This window comes from Mesorhizobium sp. BH1-1-4 (assembly GCF_020165665.1).
Taxonomy (GTDB): domain Bacteria; phylum Pseudomonadota; class Alphaproteobacteria; order Rhizobiales; family Rhizobiaceae; genus Mesorhizobium.
The window spans coordinates 80,074-92,930 of the sequence record NZ_JAIUIN010000010.1 but is presented as its reverse complement, the minus strand read 5'-3'; the positions used below and the strand labels follow the sequence as shown (position 1 = coordinate 92,930).

Here is a 12,857-nt window from a genome sequence, read left to right as displayed (position 1 = left end):
CAGGACCATGGCAATGGCCAAGATGCTCGTGATCTACAAAACCCCGGCCGATCCGGCCGCCTTCGACCGGCACTATTTCGACATTCACATACCGTTGGCCAAGAAGCTTCCCGGCCTGCGGCGCTACGATGTCAGCAGGCGGCCCATCGTCAAGCTCTCGGCGGGCGAGATGCCTTATCTGGTGGGAACATTGTATTTCGACAGCCTCGACGACATCCGCGCCGCGTTCGCCAGCGAGGTCGGCGTTGCCTGCGCCGCCGACCGGCGGATATTGGCCCCGGGCGACGACGATTTGACGATGCTGCTGTTCGACGCCGACGAGGTGTGAACCCGGCCTCCAGACACACTCCAGAAACAAGATTCAACATCCGGGAAAAACTGGCGAAAAGATCGTCTGCGATAACCATCCCGTGGCGGCCGGACAGCGGCGCCAGACAACGCAACGGGATCTTGCCTGCGATGCAACGACGTTCGACCAGATGGATGGGTGCCCTGACAGGCATTTCGCTTGCCATGCTCGCGGTCGCGCAGTCGGGCGCGGAGGCGGCGGTCACCCGGAGCGAATATTGCAGCCGGCTTGGGCTTCAACTCGACGGAGCCATCCGGACCAAGGCCGAACCCGGTGCCAGTGCGAGCCAGATCGCGCAGGCAACGGCGCTGCAGGACAAGGCGAACCGGTTCTGTAGCGAGAGCAAGCAGGCGCAAGGCATCCGCACTTACGCCAACGCCCTGAAACTCCTCGGCGTGACGCCGGTCGACCTCAACCAGTGACGACAATCATCAACCCTGAAGGAAAGCCCATTATGAACAAGCCTCTCCTCTCCGCTCTCGGTCTCGCCATCGCGCTGGGTCTCGCAATGCCGGTTGTCGGCACCGCCAATGCTGCCGCCACGACCACCACCGCGACGACCGCTCCGGCGACGACGACCGCCCCCGCGACCACAACCGCCCCCGCGACCACGCCGGCGGCCGTAGACGCGGCGAAGACGCCGGTCAAGTCGGCCGCGCACAAGCGTCACCGGCACCACAAGAAGCACCACAGGCATGTGCGCAAGCACGCTCACCGGCACGCGGGCAAGAAGCACGGCCACAAGCACGTCGCCAAGAAGCACGTCGCCCGGAAGCACCACCACAAGAAGCACGATCACAAGCACGCCAAGGCAGCTTGAGCTGCTCTGATCTCTCTTTTCTGACTTCCTCCCGGGAAAAGGCCGCCACTCGCAAAAAGCGAGGGCGGCTTTTTCTTGTCCATCAAGGCCGGATTTCGCTTATTTCTCGCCCAGATACTGGAAGACCGCCTGCTTCCACCAGTCGCTTTCCATGGTTTGCAGCAGGGCGACGTCGAGCGGCTTGCGCAGCCGGCTGCCGAGAGGCAGCGCGATGGCATATTGCTGCTGGTCGAAGGTCGCGTCGAGAACCCGCAGGCTCGCGCCATAGTTCTGTCCGACCAGCCAGCCAAGCAGCGGCTTGTCATGGACCAGCGCATCGATCTTGCCGGTGCGCAGCGTGTCCAGGCCCTGCTGGATGGTGTCAAAATCCTGATGGCGGATATGGGTGGAATCCAGATAGGACGCCGTCGAGGAATTCCGCACGGCGCCGACCCTGACCGTGCCGAGGTCGCTTTCGCCCTGCACCATGCCTTCCATCTGCGTCACCGTCAGCACCGATGTGACGCCGGCGGTGAACACCGCGATGGCGATGATCGATCCCATCATCCACAGCGCGGCGAGCACGCGTCCCGGCACGGTTCGCGGACCGAAATCGCCGGTGCTGGCCTGGGTCGCGGCAATCGTCGACCACCACATGCTGGAAAACAGACCCTTGGCGACGCCGCCGCCGAAATCGTCATTGTGGCGGCGTTCGAACATCCAGATCAGGACGCCGACCACGACCGAGATGACGACCAGCGCCAGCACCGCCTGCAGGAAACCGAACGAGGTCAGCGCATGCAAAATCGGCCGCCATGACGGCTGGCTGTTGAGCGGTGTGGCGATGCCGAGGCCGGTCGTGAAAAAGGGCTGCGAGAAATCGACGGCTTTCTCGCGGTCGGCCGTGACCGTGATCGCGGCCATCGCCACATCGAATTTGCCACTGGCAACGCCATCGATCTGGTCCTGCACACCAGCCACTTCGACATAGTGGAAGCGAAGGTTGAGCCGCCCGGCTATTTTCTGCCAGAGGTCGATGCTCAAGCCGGACCAGGTGCCGTCCTGCAGCTTGAAGGCGAAGGGCGGCGCGGCCTTGACCCCGACCGATATGTCCTTCGATGCCAAATCCGCCGGTAAAGACAGCTCGGCGGGTGTCTGTGTCTGGGCGGCCGCGGCGCCCGCCCCGACACACGCGGCGACGGCAACGAGGATCACCGCCATCATCCACGAAGCAGCACTTCTCAACGGTAAAACTCCCGGCGACCCTGCGCCGCGCGATCTGGTCGCGGCACGGAAAGGTAGCCGCCATGCCGCCCTTCGTCCACCCGCCATCTCAGCGGGAGGCGATGCGCGGATGCCAGGCGGGATTGATGCAAAAACAACCAGTTGGCACAATTTTCCGATTCAGATGCTGAACGCCGTTACGCGATACCGAGTGCCCCCCGAACCTCTGGCCCGCTCATGCCGCTGTCAAAGACAGCCGTGCCGGGATCGAAGCGGCGGGCCAGCGCCAACCGGCCGGCCACGACCGGATCGAAGCCGGCATCCACCACCAGCCGGGCCGCGAGGGCCACGGCCTCTTCATCATCGCCGGCGAGCGGGATGCCGATCCTGTCGCCGGCCCGATGCGCCTGCGACCGGAGCGTCGTCCACATCACGGTGCTGAAAGCGCGCACCAGTTTGGCACGCGGCAGCAGCGGCGCCACGGCAAAGGCCACGCCGTCCTTTCGTGCCAGCGCCGCGTCGCCGAAGGCGCCGTCGCGCGGTGGATCCGGCACGGTGGCGTCGAGCAGCACCTTGTCGCCGAGTGCCGCCTCGATCTCGGCCGCGACATCGGGCCATGCCCGGAACGGAATGGCGGCCAGCACGACATCCGCGCCTGCGACCGCATCGACGGCTGGGCTGGCACCGGCCTTGCCGCCGAGTTCCGCCAGCATCGGCCGCAGCCGTTCGGGATGCCTGACGCCGAAGGTCACGTCATGTCCGGCCTGCGCCCACAGCCGCCCGACCGTGCCGCCGATCATGCCCGCGCCGAGAATTCCTATTTTCATCCTTGCCTCCTGTTCAACAGCCGTCGTCACCACGGCAGTCCTGCCGTCACCACGGCAATCCTGCCGTCACCACGGCACTCTTTTGCCGTCGCGGAAAAAGCCGCCGGTCGGGCCGTCATTCGGCAAGGTCGCGGCCCACACGATGCCCGCCGCGCCTTGCGCCACCGGGCGTCCGCCTGGCCCGCCCATGTCGGTGGCGACCCAGCCGGGGCAGACGGCGTTGACCAGCACGCCTGCCCCGCGCAGTTCCGCCGCCAGCACGCGGGTCAGCGCATTGAGCGTCGCCTTCGAGGTCGAATAGGCCGGCGCGCCCGCCCCCATCGAGGCCAGCGAACCGCCTTCGGACGAGACATTGACCAGCCGGCCATGGCCGCCTGCACCAACCAGCGGCGCAAAGGCGGAAGCCACTCGCCAGGCACCGAAGACATTGGTCTCGAACGCCTCGCGAATGACGGTCCAGTCGGGCCGCAAGGCGCGCGAGCCGGTGTCGTAATGGATGGCGGCATTGTTGATCAGCACGTCGAGCCGGCCGAAGCGGCGTTCGACCTCGTCGGCTGCCCTTGCCGCAGCGTCAGGCGCGGCGACATCGAGCGCGATGGCTTCGACAGCGCCACCGAGCCCCTTGGCCGCCGCCTCGCCCCTGGCAAGATCGCGCACGCCAAGCAGAACGGTGAAGCCGAGTGCCGCGAGTTGCCGGCCGGTTTCGAGCCCGATGCCACGATTGCCGCCGGTGACGAGGGCTACTTTGTCGGTGTTCATGGAGAATGCCTCTTTGTCGGTCATCTCGGGGAAAATGGCATGGGCTGAATTGTTTTATTAGATGCTGGAGATCGCAGTCATCATGCGACGACGCGCATGAGTTGATGCGCGGGAATCGGGTGTCGGCGACCGTCGCGCCATGCGATTGTCGATCCATCACGAGGATCGACCATGCTCACGCTTCACGATTATCTGCCGTCGCAGAACGGCTGGAAAGTCCGGGTCCAGCTCGGGCTGCTCAAAATCTCTTACAACACGCGCATGGTCTCGATCTTCGAGAACGAAAGCCATACCGACGCTTTCCTGGCGCTCAATCCGGCAGGCGCTGTTCCCGTGCTTCAGCTCGAGGACGGCACCACCATTGCCGAATCCAATGCGATCCTCACCTACCTCGCCGAAGGCACGCCCCTGCTGCCGTCGGACCGCTTCCGGCGTGCCAAAATCATGCAGTGGCTGTTCTTCGAACAGTACAATGTCGAGCCGGTCATCGGCTCGCTGCGCTTCTGGACCTTGACCGGACGGCTCGAGCGCAACCAGGCCATGGTTGCCGGCAAGCGCGAAGCCGGAGCCCGCACGCTCGCCGCCCTGAACCGCAGCCTTGGCGAGACGCCTTTCCTCGCCGGCACCGGCTTCACCATCGCCGACATCGCCGTCTATGCCTACAGCCATCGCGCCGAGGATTGCGGCTTTTCGATCGCGGACTATCCGGCGTTCCTCACCTGGGCCGAGCGCGTGGCGGACGCCATCGGCCAGGGCTATCCAGTCCATCCCTACAGCATCGACCCGCATTCCGGGGCCTGAAGGATCTACTTCTTCCCCTGCGGATAGATCGTCTCGCCGCGCTTCAGCATCGCCACGAAGGTCTCGATCTTCTTCTTGCGGCCGGCCTCGGTCTTCATGTTGTGGGTGCGGAAGGCAAGCGCGAAGCGGTTCTGCGCGCTGAGTTTCTCCAGCATCGCCTTCGCCGCCGGCTCGGCGTCGATCGCCGCCTGCAAATCATCGGGGATTTTCATCTCCTTGCCGCTGCCATAGGCGCGCGCCCAGCGGCCGTCTGCCTTGGCCGCCTCGACCTGGGCCAGCCCGTGCGCGGTCATGCGGCCCGCCTCGACGAGGCGCGCGACATTCTCGACATTGATCTTGCTCCATATGCTCTTTTTGCCGCGCGGCGTGTAGCGCTGCAGGAAGCTGTTCTCGTCCAGTCCCTTGCGCACCCCGTCGATCCAGCCGAAGCACAGCACGACGTCGATCGCCTCCTTCGGCGTGATCGATTTCAGGCCCGACCCCACCTTGTGCACCTTGATCCACAGTTCGGTTTCCGTGGCGTGGTGCTGGCCGAGCCAGGTGTAAAAACTGTCCGCGTCGGGGAATTCCCTGACCTTGTCGGGATCGACCTTGACCGGCGCCATCAGTGGGCCTGCCTGTTCGGTGCTGTAGTCGCTGGCGTCACTGTCATCTGCCTCCGGCCTCGTTTCAGCTCCCGGCATCATGGCATGGTCCACTGCCAATTTTCGTCAGCAGCGGAACCCTGCCCTCGCCTAGAGCAATTCCAGGAAAAGTGTGTAACGGTTTTCCAGGGAGAAGCGCGTAGCGCTTCCCCTTGAGAATTGCGTGAAAACAAAGAGTTAGAGCGGGTCGGCGATTCCGTCAAACGCTGAACCGCTCTGGCCCGGAACGCACCAACCATCGCCGCGTTGCGACTGGAGTGCAATCGTGGAGGTCCCGATGGCGATCCAAACCGTTTTCGCCCATGTCAGCTGCACCGATCTCGAAGCCAGCATCGACTGGTACGAAAAGCTCTTCGGCAAGCCGCCGTTGCGTCGGCCGATGCCCGGCCTCGCCGAATGGCAGTTCACGGAAAGCGCGGAAGTGCAACTGTTCGAGGACAAGGAAAAGGCCGGCACTTCGACGCTGACGCTCGGCGTGCTGCCGCTGGCACCGGAGCGGCGGAGACTGGTCGATGCAGGCCTCGACCCAGGCCCGATCGAGGAAGCCGACCATTTCTGGATCATGCGCATGCGCGATCCCGACGGGAATCTGGTGGTGCTCGCGAGTGCCGAGCGGGAATAGGGCGGAAAAGCGTGCAATCTTCTAAAGAAGCCCTCTCGTCCAGGCATTCAGAATTCGCTATATGTAGCGCATGGCCAAGACAAGCGCAGCATCATCAAGTCTAACAGTCCGCAACGCGAAGACGGGAAAGTCGGTGGTTGTCCGTGGCGCCGGATCGCTGAAAGGTAGCAAGTTCGCGATCAAGAAGAGCGTAGACCTGACGAAGCCTATCGCCGAGCAAGCCCTCAAGGGCGGTTCTCAAGTTTCGAAACACGCGGCCAAAGGCTGACCCGTGCTGGGCATTCTGCTCGACACACATGTTCTCTATTGGTGGTGAGCGAGACAGAACCGCTTTCGAACGATGCGCTGATAACCATCGGCGAAAACCAAGAGACCGGCACCCTTTATGTCTCGCCTATCACAGCGTGGGAGTTGGCAATCGCCGCGCGAAAGCCTGCCCATAAGAATCCGCCCGATCTTGGCGCCAATTCTCCTGCGCGCTGGTTTTCAGCAGCTGTCGAAGCCACAGCCGCGAAGATCATTCCAATCAAACAGCGGATAGCCATCGAAGCAGCCGCCGTGGTCACTGCGACGGCGCACAAAGACCCTGGTGACTGCTATCTTACCGCCACCGCTGGGGTGCGCAAGATTCCGTCATGACGCGAGACGGCGTGATGCGAGGGCTTGCCGCGCCGGAATATCTGCAAATCCTCGACTGCTGACCTCCCCCTGCCCCTCACCAATCCATCGGCATCTCCGATAGCACCATCGGTTTCTTCCGTTTCCGCTTTCCACGCCGACCTGCCAATCCCCTGCCCGTGTCCATCCAGACAAAGGCAGAGCGATATGAGCACTTCCAATCAGAAAATCCTGATCGTCGGCGGCGGCTCCGGCATGGGCCTGGCCACGGCCAGACGATGTGTCGAGGCCGGTGCGGACATCACCATCGCCGGGCGCGGCGAGGACAGGTTGCGGCAGGCACGCGAGGCGCTGGGCAATCCCGCCGGCCTGGACGTGGCCGTCGTCGACATCACGCGGGAAGATCAGGTCGCCGCGTTGTTCGCAGGGATCGGCGGCCTCGATCACATCGTCAGCACCGCCGCCGACATCGAAGGCGCCTATAGGCTGCTGCCCGATCTCGATCTCAAGGCGGCGCAACGCGTGGTCGACAGCAAGCTCTTCGGCCCATTGCTGCTCGCCAAGCATGGCGCGCCACGGCTGGCGGCGGCCGGCTCGATGAGCTTCGTCTCCGGCATTGCCGCCTACCGGCCGGCGGCGCGCGGCTCGGTCGTCGCGGCCGTCAATGCGGCGCTCGAAGGGCTGGTGCGGGCGCTGGCGATAGAGCTCGCGCCGATCCGCGTCAACGCCGTCTCGCCCGGCTGGGTCGACACCGGGATCTGGGCGCAGGTTGCCGGCGATAGGAAGGCCGAGACGCTGGCGGCGATGGCCGAGCGCCTGCCCGTCGGCAGGATCGGCCAGCCCGACGATATCGCCGACGCGATTTTGTTCCTGATCGGCAATGGTTTTACGACCGGAACGACGCTGCATGTGGAAGGTGGACATCGCCTCGCCTAGGCAGAAGCGCCGCCCGCTCAGGAATTGTTTGGAAACAAGACATTGGGGCGGTTCGCCGATTCAAGACCTGAATCGGCCCGCACCCGTTCGGGCGCCAGCGTTTCGCGCGCGGCGGCGAGGAATTGCCGGAGTGCCGGCGGTTGGACGCGCCGGCGCCGCCAGATCATCGTCAGTGGCGCCGTCCGCATCTCACCGGGCCATGTCAGTTCGGTGAGATCACCACGCGCCAGCGCGTCGCTGACCGCGATACGTGGAACGAGGCCCAGCCCCGAGCCGGCCGCCACCAGCCGCGCGATGGCGCCAATGCTGCCGACTTCGGCGGCGAGTTCCGGCGCGCCGATGCCCGCTTCGGCAAAGGCGGTGTCGAACATGTGCCGGTAGATGCATCCAGGCTCCGTTGCCAGGAAACGCCTTGCCGCAAGCGCGGCCAGGTCGCATGGAGCCAAGTTCTGCCCCGGCGCGGCGACAAGCACGAGCGGTTCGGCCGCTATCATGTGCCTGGCGAAGCGTTGATCGGCGCCGCTGTTTGAAACGTCGCGGCGATCGAAACAGAAGGCGACATCGATGTCGCCATCCTCGAGCTGGCGCAGCAGCGCGCCGCTATCAGCCACTTTCAACCGCACGGCGATGTCGGGATGGCTGGCCTGGAACCCCGGCAGCCAGGGCGCCAGCCGGACCGAGGCGATCGTTTCCAGCGCGCCGATGGTCAGCGCGCCGCTGGTCTGCTCCGCTGCCGCCTGAACGGCGGCACGCGCCTCGCCATCGAGCCGCAGCAGTTCCTCGGCGATGGGCTTCAGCGCCAGCCCCGCCGGCGTCAGTTCCAGGCCTGACTTCAAGCGCGTGAACAACGCAGTCCCAAGTTCGGCCTCCAGCGACTGGATCTGGTCGCTGACGCTCGACTGGGCGAGGTGCACCGCCTCGGCGGCGCGCGTGACGTTGCGGCTCAGCGCCACCGCGAGGAAGGTCTTGAGCAGTCTTGGATGCATCGCTTGGCCGAAATCGCGCCGCCCTATTGCAGCTGCGGCTTCTTCAAAAAGCTGCCGCGGTCGGCGGACTTGACGCGCAGCCAGGTTTCGCGGCCGTCGCGCACCACCCGCATCGGGATCTCGGCACCGGCCGAGCCGCTTTCCCACAGCTTGCGATAGAAATCGGCGAGCCCGTCGACCGCGCCGTCGCGCACCTCCGAAATGACGTCGCCTTCGCGCAGGCCGGCCTTGGCGGCGGGGCCGCCTTCGGTCACGCTCATCACCACCACCTTGCCGTCGCTTTCGGCCGACAGCGCGCCGAGCCACGGACGCGGCGGCTTGGCCACCTGGCCGCGCGTCAGCAAATCGTCGAGGATCGGCGGCAACAGGTCGATCGGCACCACCATGTTGATGTCGGCGACCTCGCCGGCGCGGCTCATCTGCAGGCGCAGCGAACCGATGCCGAGCAGCGCGCCCTCGGCGCTGAACAAGGGCGCACCGCCCCAGGACGGATGGGCCGGCGCGATGAAGATCGCTTCGTCGAGCAGATACTCCCAATAGCCGGCGAATTCCTGCTTGGTGACGATCTTGGCCTCGACCGCCCGGCCGATGCCGTCGGCAAGCACAACCGCGTCGCCGATCCTGGCCTTGCCGGCATCGCCGAGCGCCACGGCCGGCAGGCCGGTCGGCGCCAGCGCCTGGACGAGGCCGAAGCCCGATTCCTGGTCGTAAGCCAGCGCGTGCGCGGGGATGACGCGGCCGTCATGCGCGGTCAGCCAGACTTCCTCCGCTTCGGTGATGAGATAGCCGATGGTCAGCACCAGCCCGTCATCCCTGATGACGACGCCGCTGCCTTCCCTGAGCGTGCCCAGCGCCCCGGCCGTGAAGGCATCGTCGGGAACGGTCGCTCGCACGGCAACCACGGAGCGCGGATTAGGATTGATGGTCATGGTTTTGTCCTGCGATGCGAATGCCCGGCGGCTTCTTCTATAGGTATGCCGCTGAGAGGAAGGCGCAAGGGGTGGCGCTTGCCTTCTCCCCTTGTGGGAGGAGGAAGATCCGACGTCCGTGCTGACATCGACAATAGTTCAACGCAAGTTGAACTTCCCGCTCCCCCACCCTAGTTCTAGCGTATCTGCCTAACCCCATTCTTCCTCCCCGCCATCCGAGGCCCCGCATGACCGATTACACCCCGCCGAAAGTATGGACCTGGAACAAGGCCAATGGTGGCACATTTGCCAGCATCAACCGCCCGATCGCCGGTCCGACGCATGACAAGGACCTGCCCGTCGGCAAGCACCCGTTGCAGCTTTATTCGCTGGCGACCCCGAACGGCGTCAAGGTGACGGTGATGCTGGAGGAACTACTCGCGCTTGGCCACAAGGGCGCCGAATACGACGCCTGGCTGATCCGCATCAACGATGGCGACCAGTTCGGCAGCGGCTTTGTCGAGGTCAATCCCAATTCCAAGATTCCCGCGCTGATGGACCACAGCGGCGGCACCCCGGTGCGCATCTTCGAATCCGGTTCGATCCTGGTCTATCTCGCCGAAAAATTCGGCGAATTCCTGCCCGTCGAACAGCCGGCCCGGGCGGAAGTGCTGTCCTGGCTGTTCTGGCAGATGGGCTCGGCCCCCTATCTCGGTGGCGGCTTCGGCCATTTCTACGCCTATGCGCCGGAAAAGTTCGAATATGCCATCGACCGCTTCTCGATGGAGGTGAAGCGCCAGATGGACGTGCTCGACCGCCGGCTGGCCGAAACCGACTATCTCGGCGGCAAGGATTATTCGATCGCCGACATGGCGGTCTGGCCCTGGTATGGCGGGCTGGCGCTCGGCCGGATGTACAATGATTCCGCCGATTTCCTGTCGGTGCAGGAGTACAAGAACGTGCAGCGCTGGGCAAAGGCGATCGATGAACGCCCCGCGGTAAAGCGCGGCCGCATGGTCAATCGCGCCTTCGGCGAACCGGCCATGCAGTTGCACGAACGCCATGACGCCAGCGATTTCGATACGAAGACGCAGGACAAGCTGGCCGCCGAATAAATTCCACCCTGGTCGGCGTCAAAACAAAAGCCCATCACCGGTCCGACCGGTGATGGGCTTTTTGCTTCGCATGAGACGGATCAGTGAAGAACTTCAACGATCTGACGGGTGTCGGGGTCGACCAGCACGGTCTGATCGTTGATCACCGCGACGCGGTACTTGACGTTGGGAACTTCACGCAGTTCGACCTTGTCCGGTACCGACGAACCCAGCTTGAGCTCGACGCCCAATAGATTCACCGACGCCAGCGGCTCCTTCTTGACGTATTCGCGAACGACCGTCTCCTGTTCCGGCTGGACAACGATGGTGTCCGCCATGGCGGCACCCACGCCGCCCAGCAGGACGATCGCAGCCGCGGCACTCGTAAGATAATGTTTCATAACAACCTCCATGATTGGATATTTCGCTCCGCCTCGGGAAAAACTCCCACGCAACTCGGAGGTTCCATTGCTGCTTGTGAAATAAGTGTGGCGAGGAACCAGAAACATGCCACATTTTGTTATGCATACACGCGAAGATAATCACTGACATGATTTTCATGCCAGCCAGAACTTCTTCCCGTTTTTCAGGAATAGCAAAAAGCATTAGCGCTTTGCAGCCAAGCAATGCAGCCTTCGTCTGGATCATCCACTCCTTAGCAACAACTAACGTATAGCGAAGAGTGTCGTTCCCAATGCTCTACCGGCCTTCAAAAAAGCCCGCCCTGCCGGGAGCAGAGCGGGCTTCAATGGATCGGTAGAGGTGGCGCCTCACCGGTCGCGGCAGGAAAACGCACGCACCGAGGCTTCGTTCCACATGCCGACGCGATTTGGCGGAAGGGACGCAACGCTCGACATGCTGCTGGAGTACGAACTCTTCGCTAGAACCGGACGCCGTCCCGATGGAGCGGCGGCACCGGGTTGACTGCATCCGGGCTCATCGCGGCGTCTTGCGCGCGCCTGTAGATCAGCCCCACGACGAGCACGAAGTAGCCGACCTGCAGCACGACCAGGACCACCACCGTCCACGCAAGCGCCACCCACAACGACCCGGTGGCAATATAGGTCCACACCGCGACAAGGATCGTGGTCGCCGACATCCCGACGAGAAATGGCCCAAAATACATCGACCTTCAAGATCGCCGAACCCGTTTCGGTCCCGGCGACTCCCCTGCCCAAACACCACACCCGCGCACAGGCTTCCATTATTTTAGCAATTACGCAAGTATGGCGTTCGGCTGGGCCTCCATGTAGAAGTTTATTACGGGGCGGCGCCGACAGGAGCAGTTTGATGCTCGCGAACCGCGATATGCGGGAAAAGAAGTCCGGTGGGGATTGAATATGACGCTCAAGCTTATCGGGGTCGGTTTCGGCCGCACCGGCACATGGTCGACCTTTGCCGCGTTGAACAAGCTCGGCCTGCCCTGCTACCACATGCAGGAAGTGATTATAAACAAGGCCAATAAGGGCCATCTCGATTTCTGGCGCAAGGTGGCCAACAGCCCGCCCGGCTCCCAGCACGACTGGAACCGCGTGTTCGCCAACTATACCGCCACCGTCGACAATCCAGGCTGCTGCGTCTGGAAGGAATTGATGGCTTCCTATCCCGATGCCAAGGTGCTGCTCACGCTCCACCCGCGCGGCGCCGAAGCCTGGTATGAAAGCACCATAGATACGATCTACTTCACCAAGAACGTCTGGCAGTTCAAGATCCTGGAATGGCTGACGCCGTTCGGCCGCAAGTTCGGCGACATGTCGAGTAAGCTGGTCTGGGGCCGCACGCTGGCCGGTGTCATGGGCGACCGTGACAAGGCGGTAGCCCGCTATAACGCCTATGTCGACGAAGTGAAGGCAGCCGTGCCGCCGGAAAAATTGCTGGTCTTCAAGGTCAGCGAAGGCTGGGGCCCGCTCTGCCATTTCCTCGACGTGGCGCAGCCGAACGAACCCTTCCCAAACCTGAACGACCGCGAAACGATCAAGAAGATCATCCGCGACATCATCAAGGGCTCCTACATCATGCTGGGGCTGACGGCGGCGGCCATCGCGGCGGCGATCGCGGCATTGTGGTGGTGGCTGGGGTAAGGGCAGCCGGGAACTCAAGCAGCGGCTTTCTCGCAATTTTGCGCTTGCCTTCCCTGCCGGGCGGTCACCGGCCCATGCCTATCCTGGCAGGCTTTTGCCCCCCTCTCAACCTTCGGGCGAGACGGGATCGTTACATATTGATTGGATAAAATAGCGGAACGTCCAATGGACATTGCCGGAACCGAAGAGGGCCTCTCGGACCTTTGCGC

17 protein-coding genes are annotated in these 12,857 nt (G+C 63.6%); 9 read left to right on the top strand and 8 right to left on the bottom strand.

The genetic code is table 11. The features are described from left to right. Positions 1 to 13 precede the first annotated feature (13 nt). The 3 genes from LB569_RS18705 (at position 14) to LB569_RS18695 (ending at position 1,169) form a co-directional block, all read left to right on the top strand. Positions 14 to 328 carry an EthD family reductase gene (locus LB569_RS18705; protein WP_224541360.1) on the top strand — a complete coding sequence of 105 codons (315 nt, stop codon included), beginning with the start codon at positions 14 to 16 and terminating at the stop codon, positions 326 to 328. Between the two features lie 155 nt (positions 329 to 483). Beyond that, on the top strand, positions 484 to 771 hold the full coding sequence (locus LB569_RS18700) for a hypothetical protein (RefSeq protein ID WP_224541362.1): 288 nt from the start codon (positions 484 to 486) through the stop codon (positions 769 to 771). 32 nt (positions 772 to 803) lie between these two features. Further along, positions 804 to 1,169 (top strand): hypothetical protein, encoded by a 366-nt coding sequence (locus LB569_RS18695; protein WP_140708812.1) that lies wholly within the window; start codon positions 804 to 806, stop codon positions 1,167 to 1,169. A gap of 99 nt (positions 1,170 to 1,268) precedes the next feature. Here the strand turns inward: LB569_RS18695 and LB569_RS18690 are convergent, their stop codons facing one another. The 3 genes from LB569_RS18690 to LB569_RS18680 form a co-directional block, all read right to left on the bottom strand. Further along, entirely contained in the window at positions 1,269 to 2,393 is a 1,125-nt protein-coding gene (locus tag LB569_RS18690) for a transporter substrate-binding domain-containing protein (RefSeq protein ID WP_224693608.1), read from the bottom strand. A gap of 176 nt (positions 2,394 to 2,569) precedes the next feature. Beyond that, complete coding sequence (locus tag LB569_RS18685) at positions 2,570 to 3,199, bottom strand: NADPH-dependent F420 reductase (protein ID WP_318013124.1); 630 nt, start codon at positions 3,197 to 3,199, stop codon at positions 2,570 to 2,572. Positions 3,200 to 3,265: 66 nt separating this feature from the next. Continuing rightward, positions 3,266 to 3,958 (bottom strand): SDR family NAD(P)-dependent oxidoreductase, encoded by a 693-nt coding sequence (locus LB569_RS18680; protein WP_224693606.1) that lies wholly within the window; start codon positions 3,956 to 3,958, stop codon positions 3,266 to 3,268. A gap of 171 nt (positions 3,959 to 4,129) precedes the next feature. Between LB569_RS18680 and LB569_RS18675 the strand changes: the two genes are divergently transcribed. Beyond that, positions 4,130 to 4,759 (top strand): glutathione S-transferase family protein, encoded by a 630-nt coding sequence (locus tag LB569_RS18675; RefSeq protein WP_224693605.1) that lies wholly within the window; start codon positions 4,130 to 4,132, stop codon positions 4,757 to 4,759. A gap of 5 nt (positions 4,760 to 4,764) precedes the next feature. On the opposite strand, the gene LB569_RS18670 is transcribed toward LB569_RS18675, so the two are convergent. Beyond that, positions 4,765 to 5,364: a YdeI/OmpD-associated family protein gene (locus LB569_RS18670; RefSeq protein WP_224693698.1), complete on the bottom strand. Its 600-nt coding sequence runs from the start codon at positions 5,362 to 5,364 to the stop codon at positions 4,765 to 4,767. 316 nt (positions 5,365 to 5,680) lie between these two features. Between LB569_RS18670 and LB569_RS18665 the strand changes: the two genes are divergently transcribed. The 3 genes from LB569_RS18665 (at position 5,681) to LB569_RS18655 (ending at position 7,579) form a co-directional block, all read left to right on the top strand. Next, positions 5,681 to 6,025, top strand: a complete 345-nt coding sequence (locus LB569_RS18665) for a VOC family protein (RefSeq protein WP_224693604.1) — start codon at positions 5,681 to 5,683, stop codon at positions 6,023 to 6,025. Positions 6,026 to 6,337: 312 nt separating this feature from the next. Beyond that, positions 6,338 to 6,664, top strand: a complete 327-nt coding sequence (locus LB569_RS18660) for a type II toxin-antitoxin system VapC family toxin (protein WP_224693603.1) — start codon at positions 6,338 to 6,340, stop codon at positions 6,662 to 6,664. 186 nt (positions 6,665 to 6,850) lie between these two features. Then, positions 6,851 to 7,579, top strand: coding sequence for an SDR family oxidoreductase (locus tag LB569_RS18655; RefSeq protein ID WP_224693602.1), 729 nt, complete (start codon positions 6,851 to 6,853; stop codon positions 7,577 to 7,579). A 17-nt stretch (positions 7,580 to 7,596) separates the two neighbouring features. Here the strand turns inward: LB569_RS18655 and LB569_RS18650 are convergent, their stop codons facing one another. Then, positions 7,597 to 8,565 carry a LysR family transcriptional regulator gene (locus LB569_RS18650; RefSeq protein WP_224693601.1) on the bottom strand — a complete coding sequence of 323 codons (969 nt, stop codon included), beginning with the start codon at positions 8,563 to 8,565 and terminating at the stop codon, positions 7,597 to 7,599. 23 nt (positions 8,566 to 8,588) lie between these two features. Further along, entirely contained in the window at positions 8,589 to 9,494 is a 906-nt protein-coding gene (locus tag LB569_RS18645) for a S1C family serine protease (RefSeq protein WP_224541379.1), read from the bottom strand. 227 nt (positions 9,495 to 9,721) lie between these two features. Between LB569_RS18645 and yghU the strand changes: the two genes are divergently transcribed. Next, positions 9,722 to 10,588 (top strand): glutathione-dependent disulfide-bond oxidoreductase, encoded by an 867-nt coding sequence (gene yghU / locus LB569_RS18640; RefSeq protein WP_224693600.1) that lies wholly within the window; start codon positions 9,722 to 9,724, stop codon positions 10,586 to 10,588. 80 nt (positions 10,589 to 10,668) lie between these two features. Here yghU and LB569_RS18635 read toward each other — a convergent pair whose 3' ends face one another. Together LB569_RS18635 and LB569_RS18630 are read right to left on the bottom strand one after the other, a co-directional pair. Further along, positions 10,669 to 10,968 carry a DUF1236 domain-containing protein gene (locus tag LB569_RS18635; RefSeq protein ID WP_140708831.1) on the bottom strand — a complete coding sequence of 100 codons (300 nt, stop codon included), beginning with the start codon at positions 10,966 to 10,968 and terminating at the stop codon, positions 10,669 to 10,671. 479 nt (positions 10,969 to 11,447) lie between these two features. Next, positions 11,448 to 11,693, bottom strand: coding sequence for an exopolysaccharide production repressor protein (locus LB569_RS18630; protein ID WP_224541382.1), 246 nt, complete (start codon positions 11,691 to 11,693; stop codon positions 11,448 to 11,450). 214 nt (positions 11,694 to 11,907) lie between these two features. Here LB569_RS18630 and LB569_RS18625 point away from each other — a divergent pair, with 214 nt between their 5' ends. After that, positions 11,908 to 12,648 carry a sulfotransferase family protein gene (locus LB569_RS18625; protein ID WP_140708835.1) on the top strand — a complete coding sequence of 247 codons (741 nt, stop codon included), beginning with the start codon at positions 11,908 to 11,910 and terminating at the stop codon, positions 12,646 to 12,648. Positions 12,649 to 12,857: the final 209 nt, after the last annotated feature.

Excerpts from the sequence above, each read along its gene's own strand:
- LB569_RS18705 (WP_224541360.1), top strand. The coding sequence starts at position 14 with ATGGCCAAGATGCTCGTGATCTACAAAACCCCGGCCGATCCGGCCGCC.
- LB569_RS18700 (WP_224541362.1), top strand. The coding sequence starts at position 484 with ATGGGTGCCCTGACAGGCATTTCGCTTGCCATGCTCGCGGTCGCGCAG.
- LB569_RS18695 (WP_140708812.1), top strand. The coding sequence starts at position 804 with ATGAACAAGCCTCTCCTCTCCGCTCTCGGTCTCGCCATCGCGCTGGGT.
- LB569_RS18685 (WP_318013124.1), bottom strand. The coding sequence starts at position 3,199 with ATGAAAATAGGAATTCTCGGCGCGGGCATGATCGGCGGCACGGTCGGG.
- LB569_RS18680 (WP_224693606.1), bottom strand. The coding sequence starts at position 3,958 with ATGAACACCGACAAAGTAGCCCTCGTCACCGGCGGCAATCGTGGCATC.
- LB569_RS18675 (WP_224693605.1), top strand. The coding sequence starts at position 4,130 with ATGCTCACGCTTCACGATTATCTGCCGTCGCAGAACGGCTGGAAAGTC.
- LB569_RS18670 (WP_224693698.1), bottom strand. The coding sequence starts at position 5,364 with ATGGCGCCGGTCAAGGTCGATCCCGACAAGGTCAGGGAATTCCCCGAC.
- LB569_RS18665 (WP_224693604.1), top strand. The coding sequence starts at position 5,681 with ATGGCGATCCAAACCGTTTTCGCCCATGTCAGCTGCACCGATCTCGAA.
- LB569_RS18655 (WP_224693602.1), top strand. The coding sequence starts at position 6,851 with ATGAGCACTTCCAATCAGAAAATCCTGATCGTCGGCGGCGGCTCCGGC.
- LB569_RS18650 (WP_224693601.1), bottom strand. The coding sequence starts at position 8,565 with ATGCATCCAAGACTGCTCAAGACCTTCCTCGCGGTGGCGCTGAGCCGC.
- LB569_RS18645 (WP_224541379.1), bottom strand. The coding sequence starts at position 9,494 with ATGACCATCAATCCTAATCCGCGCTCCGTGGTTGCCGTGCGAGCGACC.
- yghU (WP_224693600.1), top strand. The coding sequence starts at position 9,722 with ATGACCGATTACACCCCGCCGAAAGTATGGACCTGGAACAAGGCCAAT.
- LB569_RS18635 (WP_140708831.1), bottom strand. The coding sequence starts at position 10,968 with ATGAAACATTATCTTACGAGTGCCGCGGCTGCGATCGTCCTGCTGGGC.
- LB569_RS18630 (WP_224541382.1), bottom strand. The coding sequence starts at position 11,693 with ATGTATTTTGGGCCATTTCTCGTCGGGATGTCGGCGACCACGATCCTT.
- LB569_RS18625 (WP_140708835.1), top strand. The coding sequence starts at position 11,908 with ATGACGCTCAAGCTTATCGGGGTCGGTTTCGGCCGCACCGGCACATGG.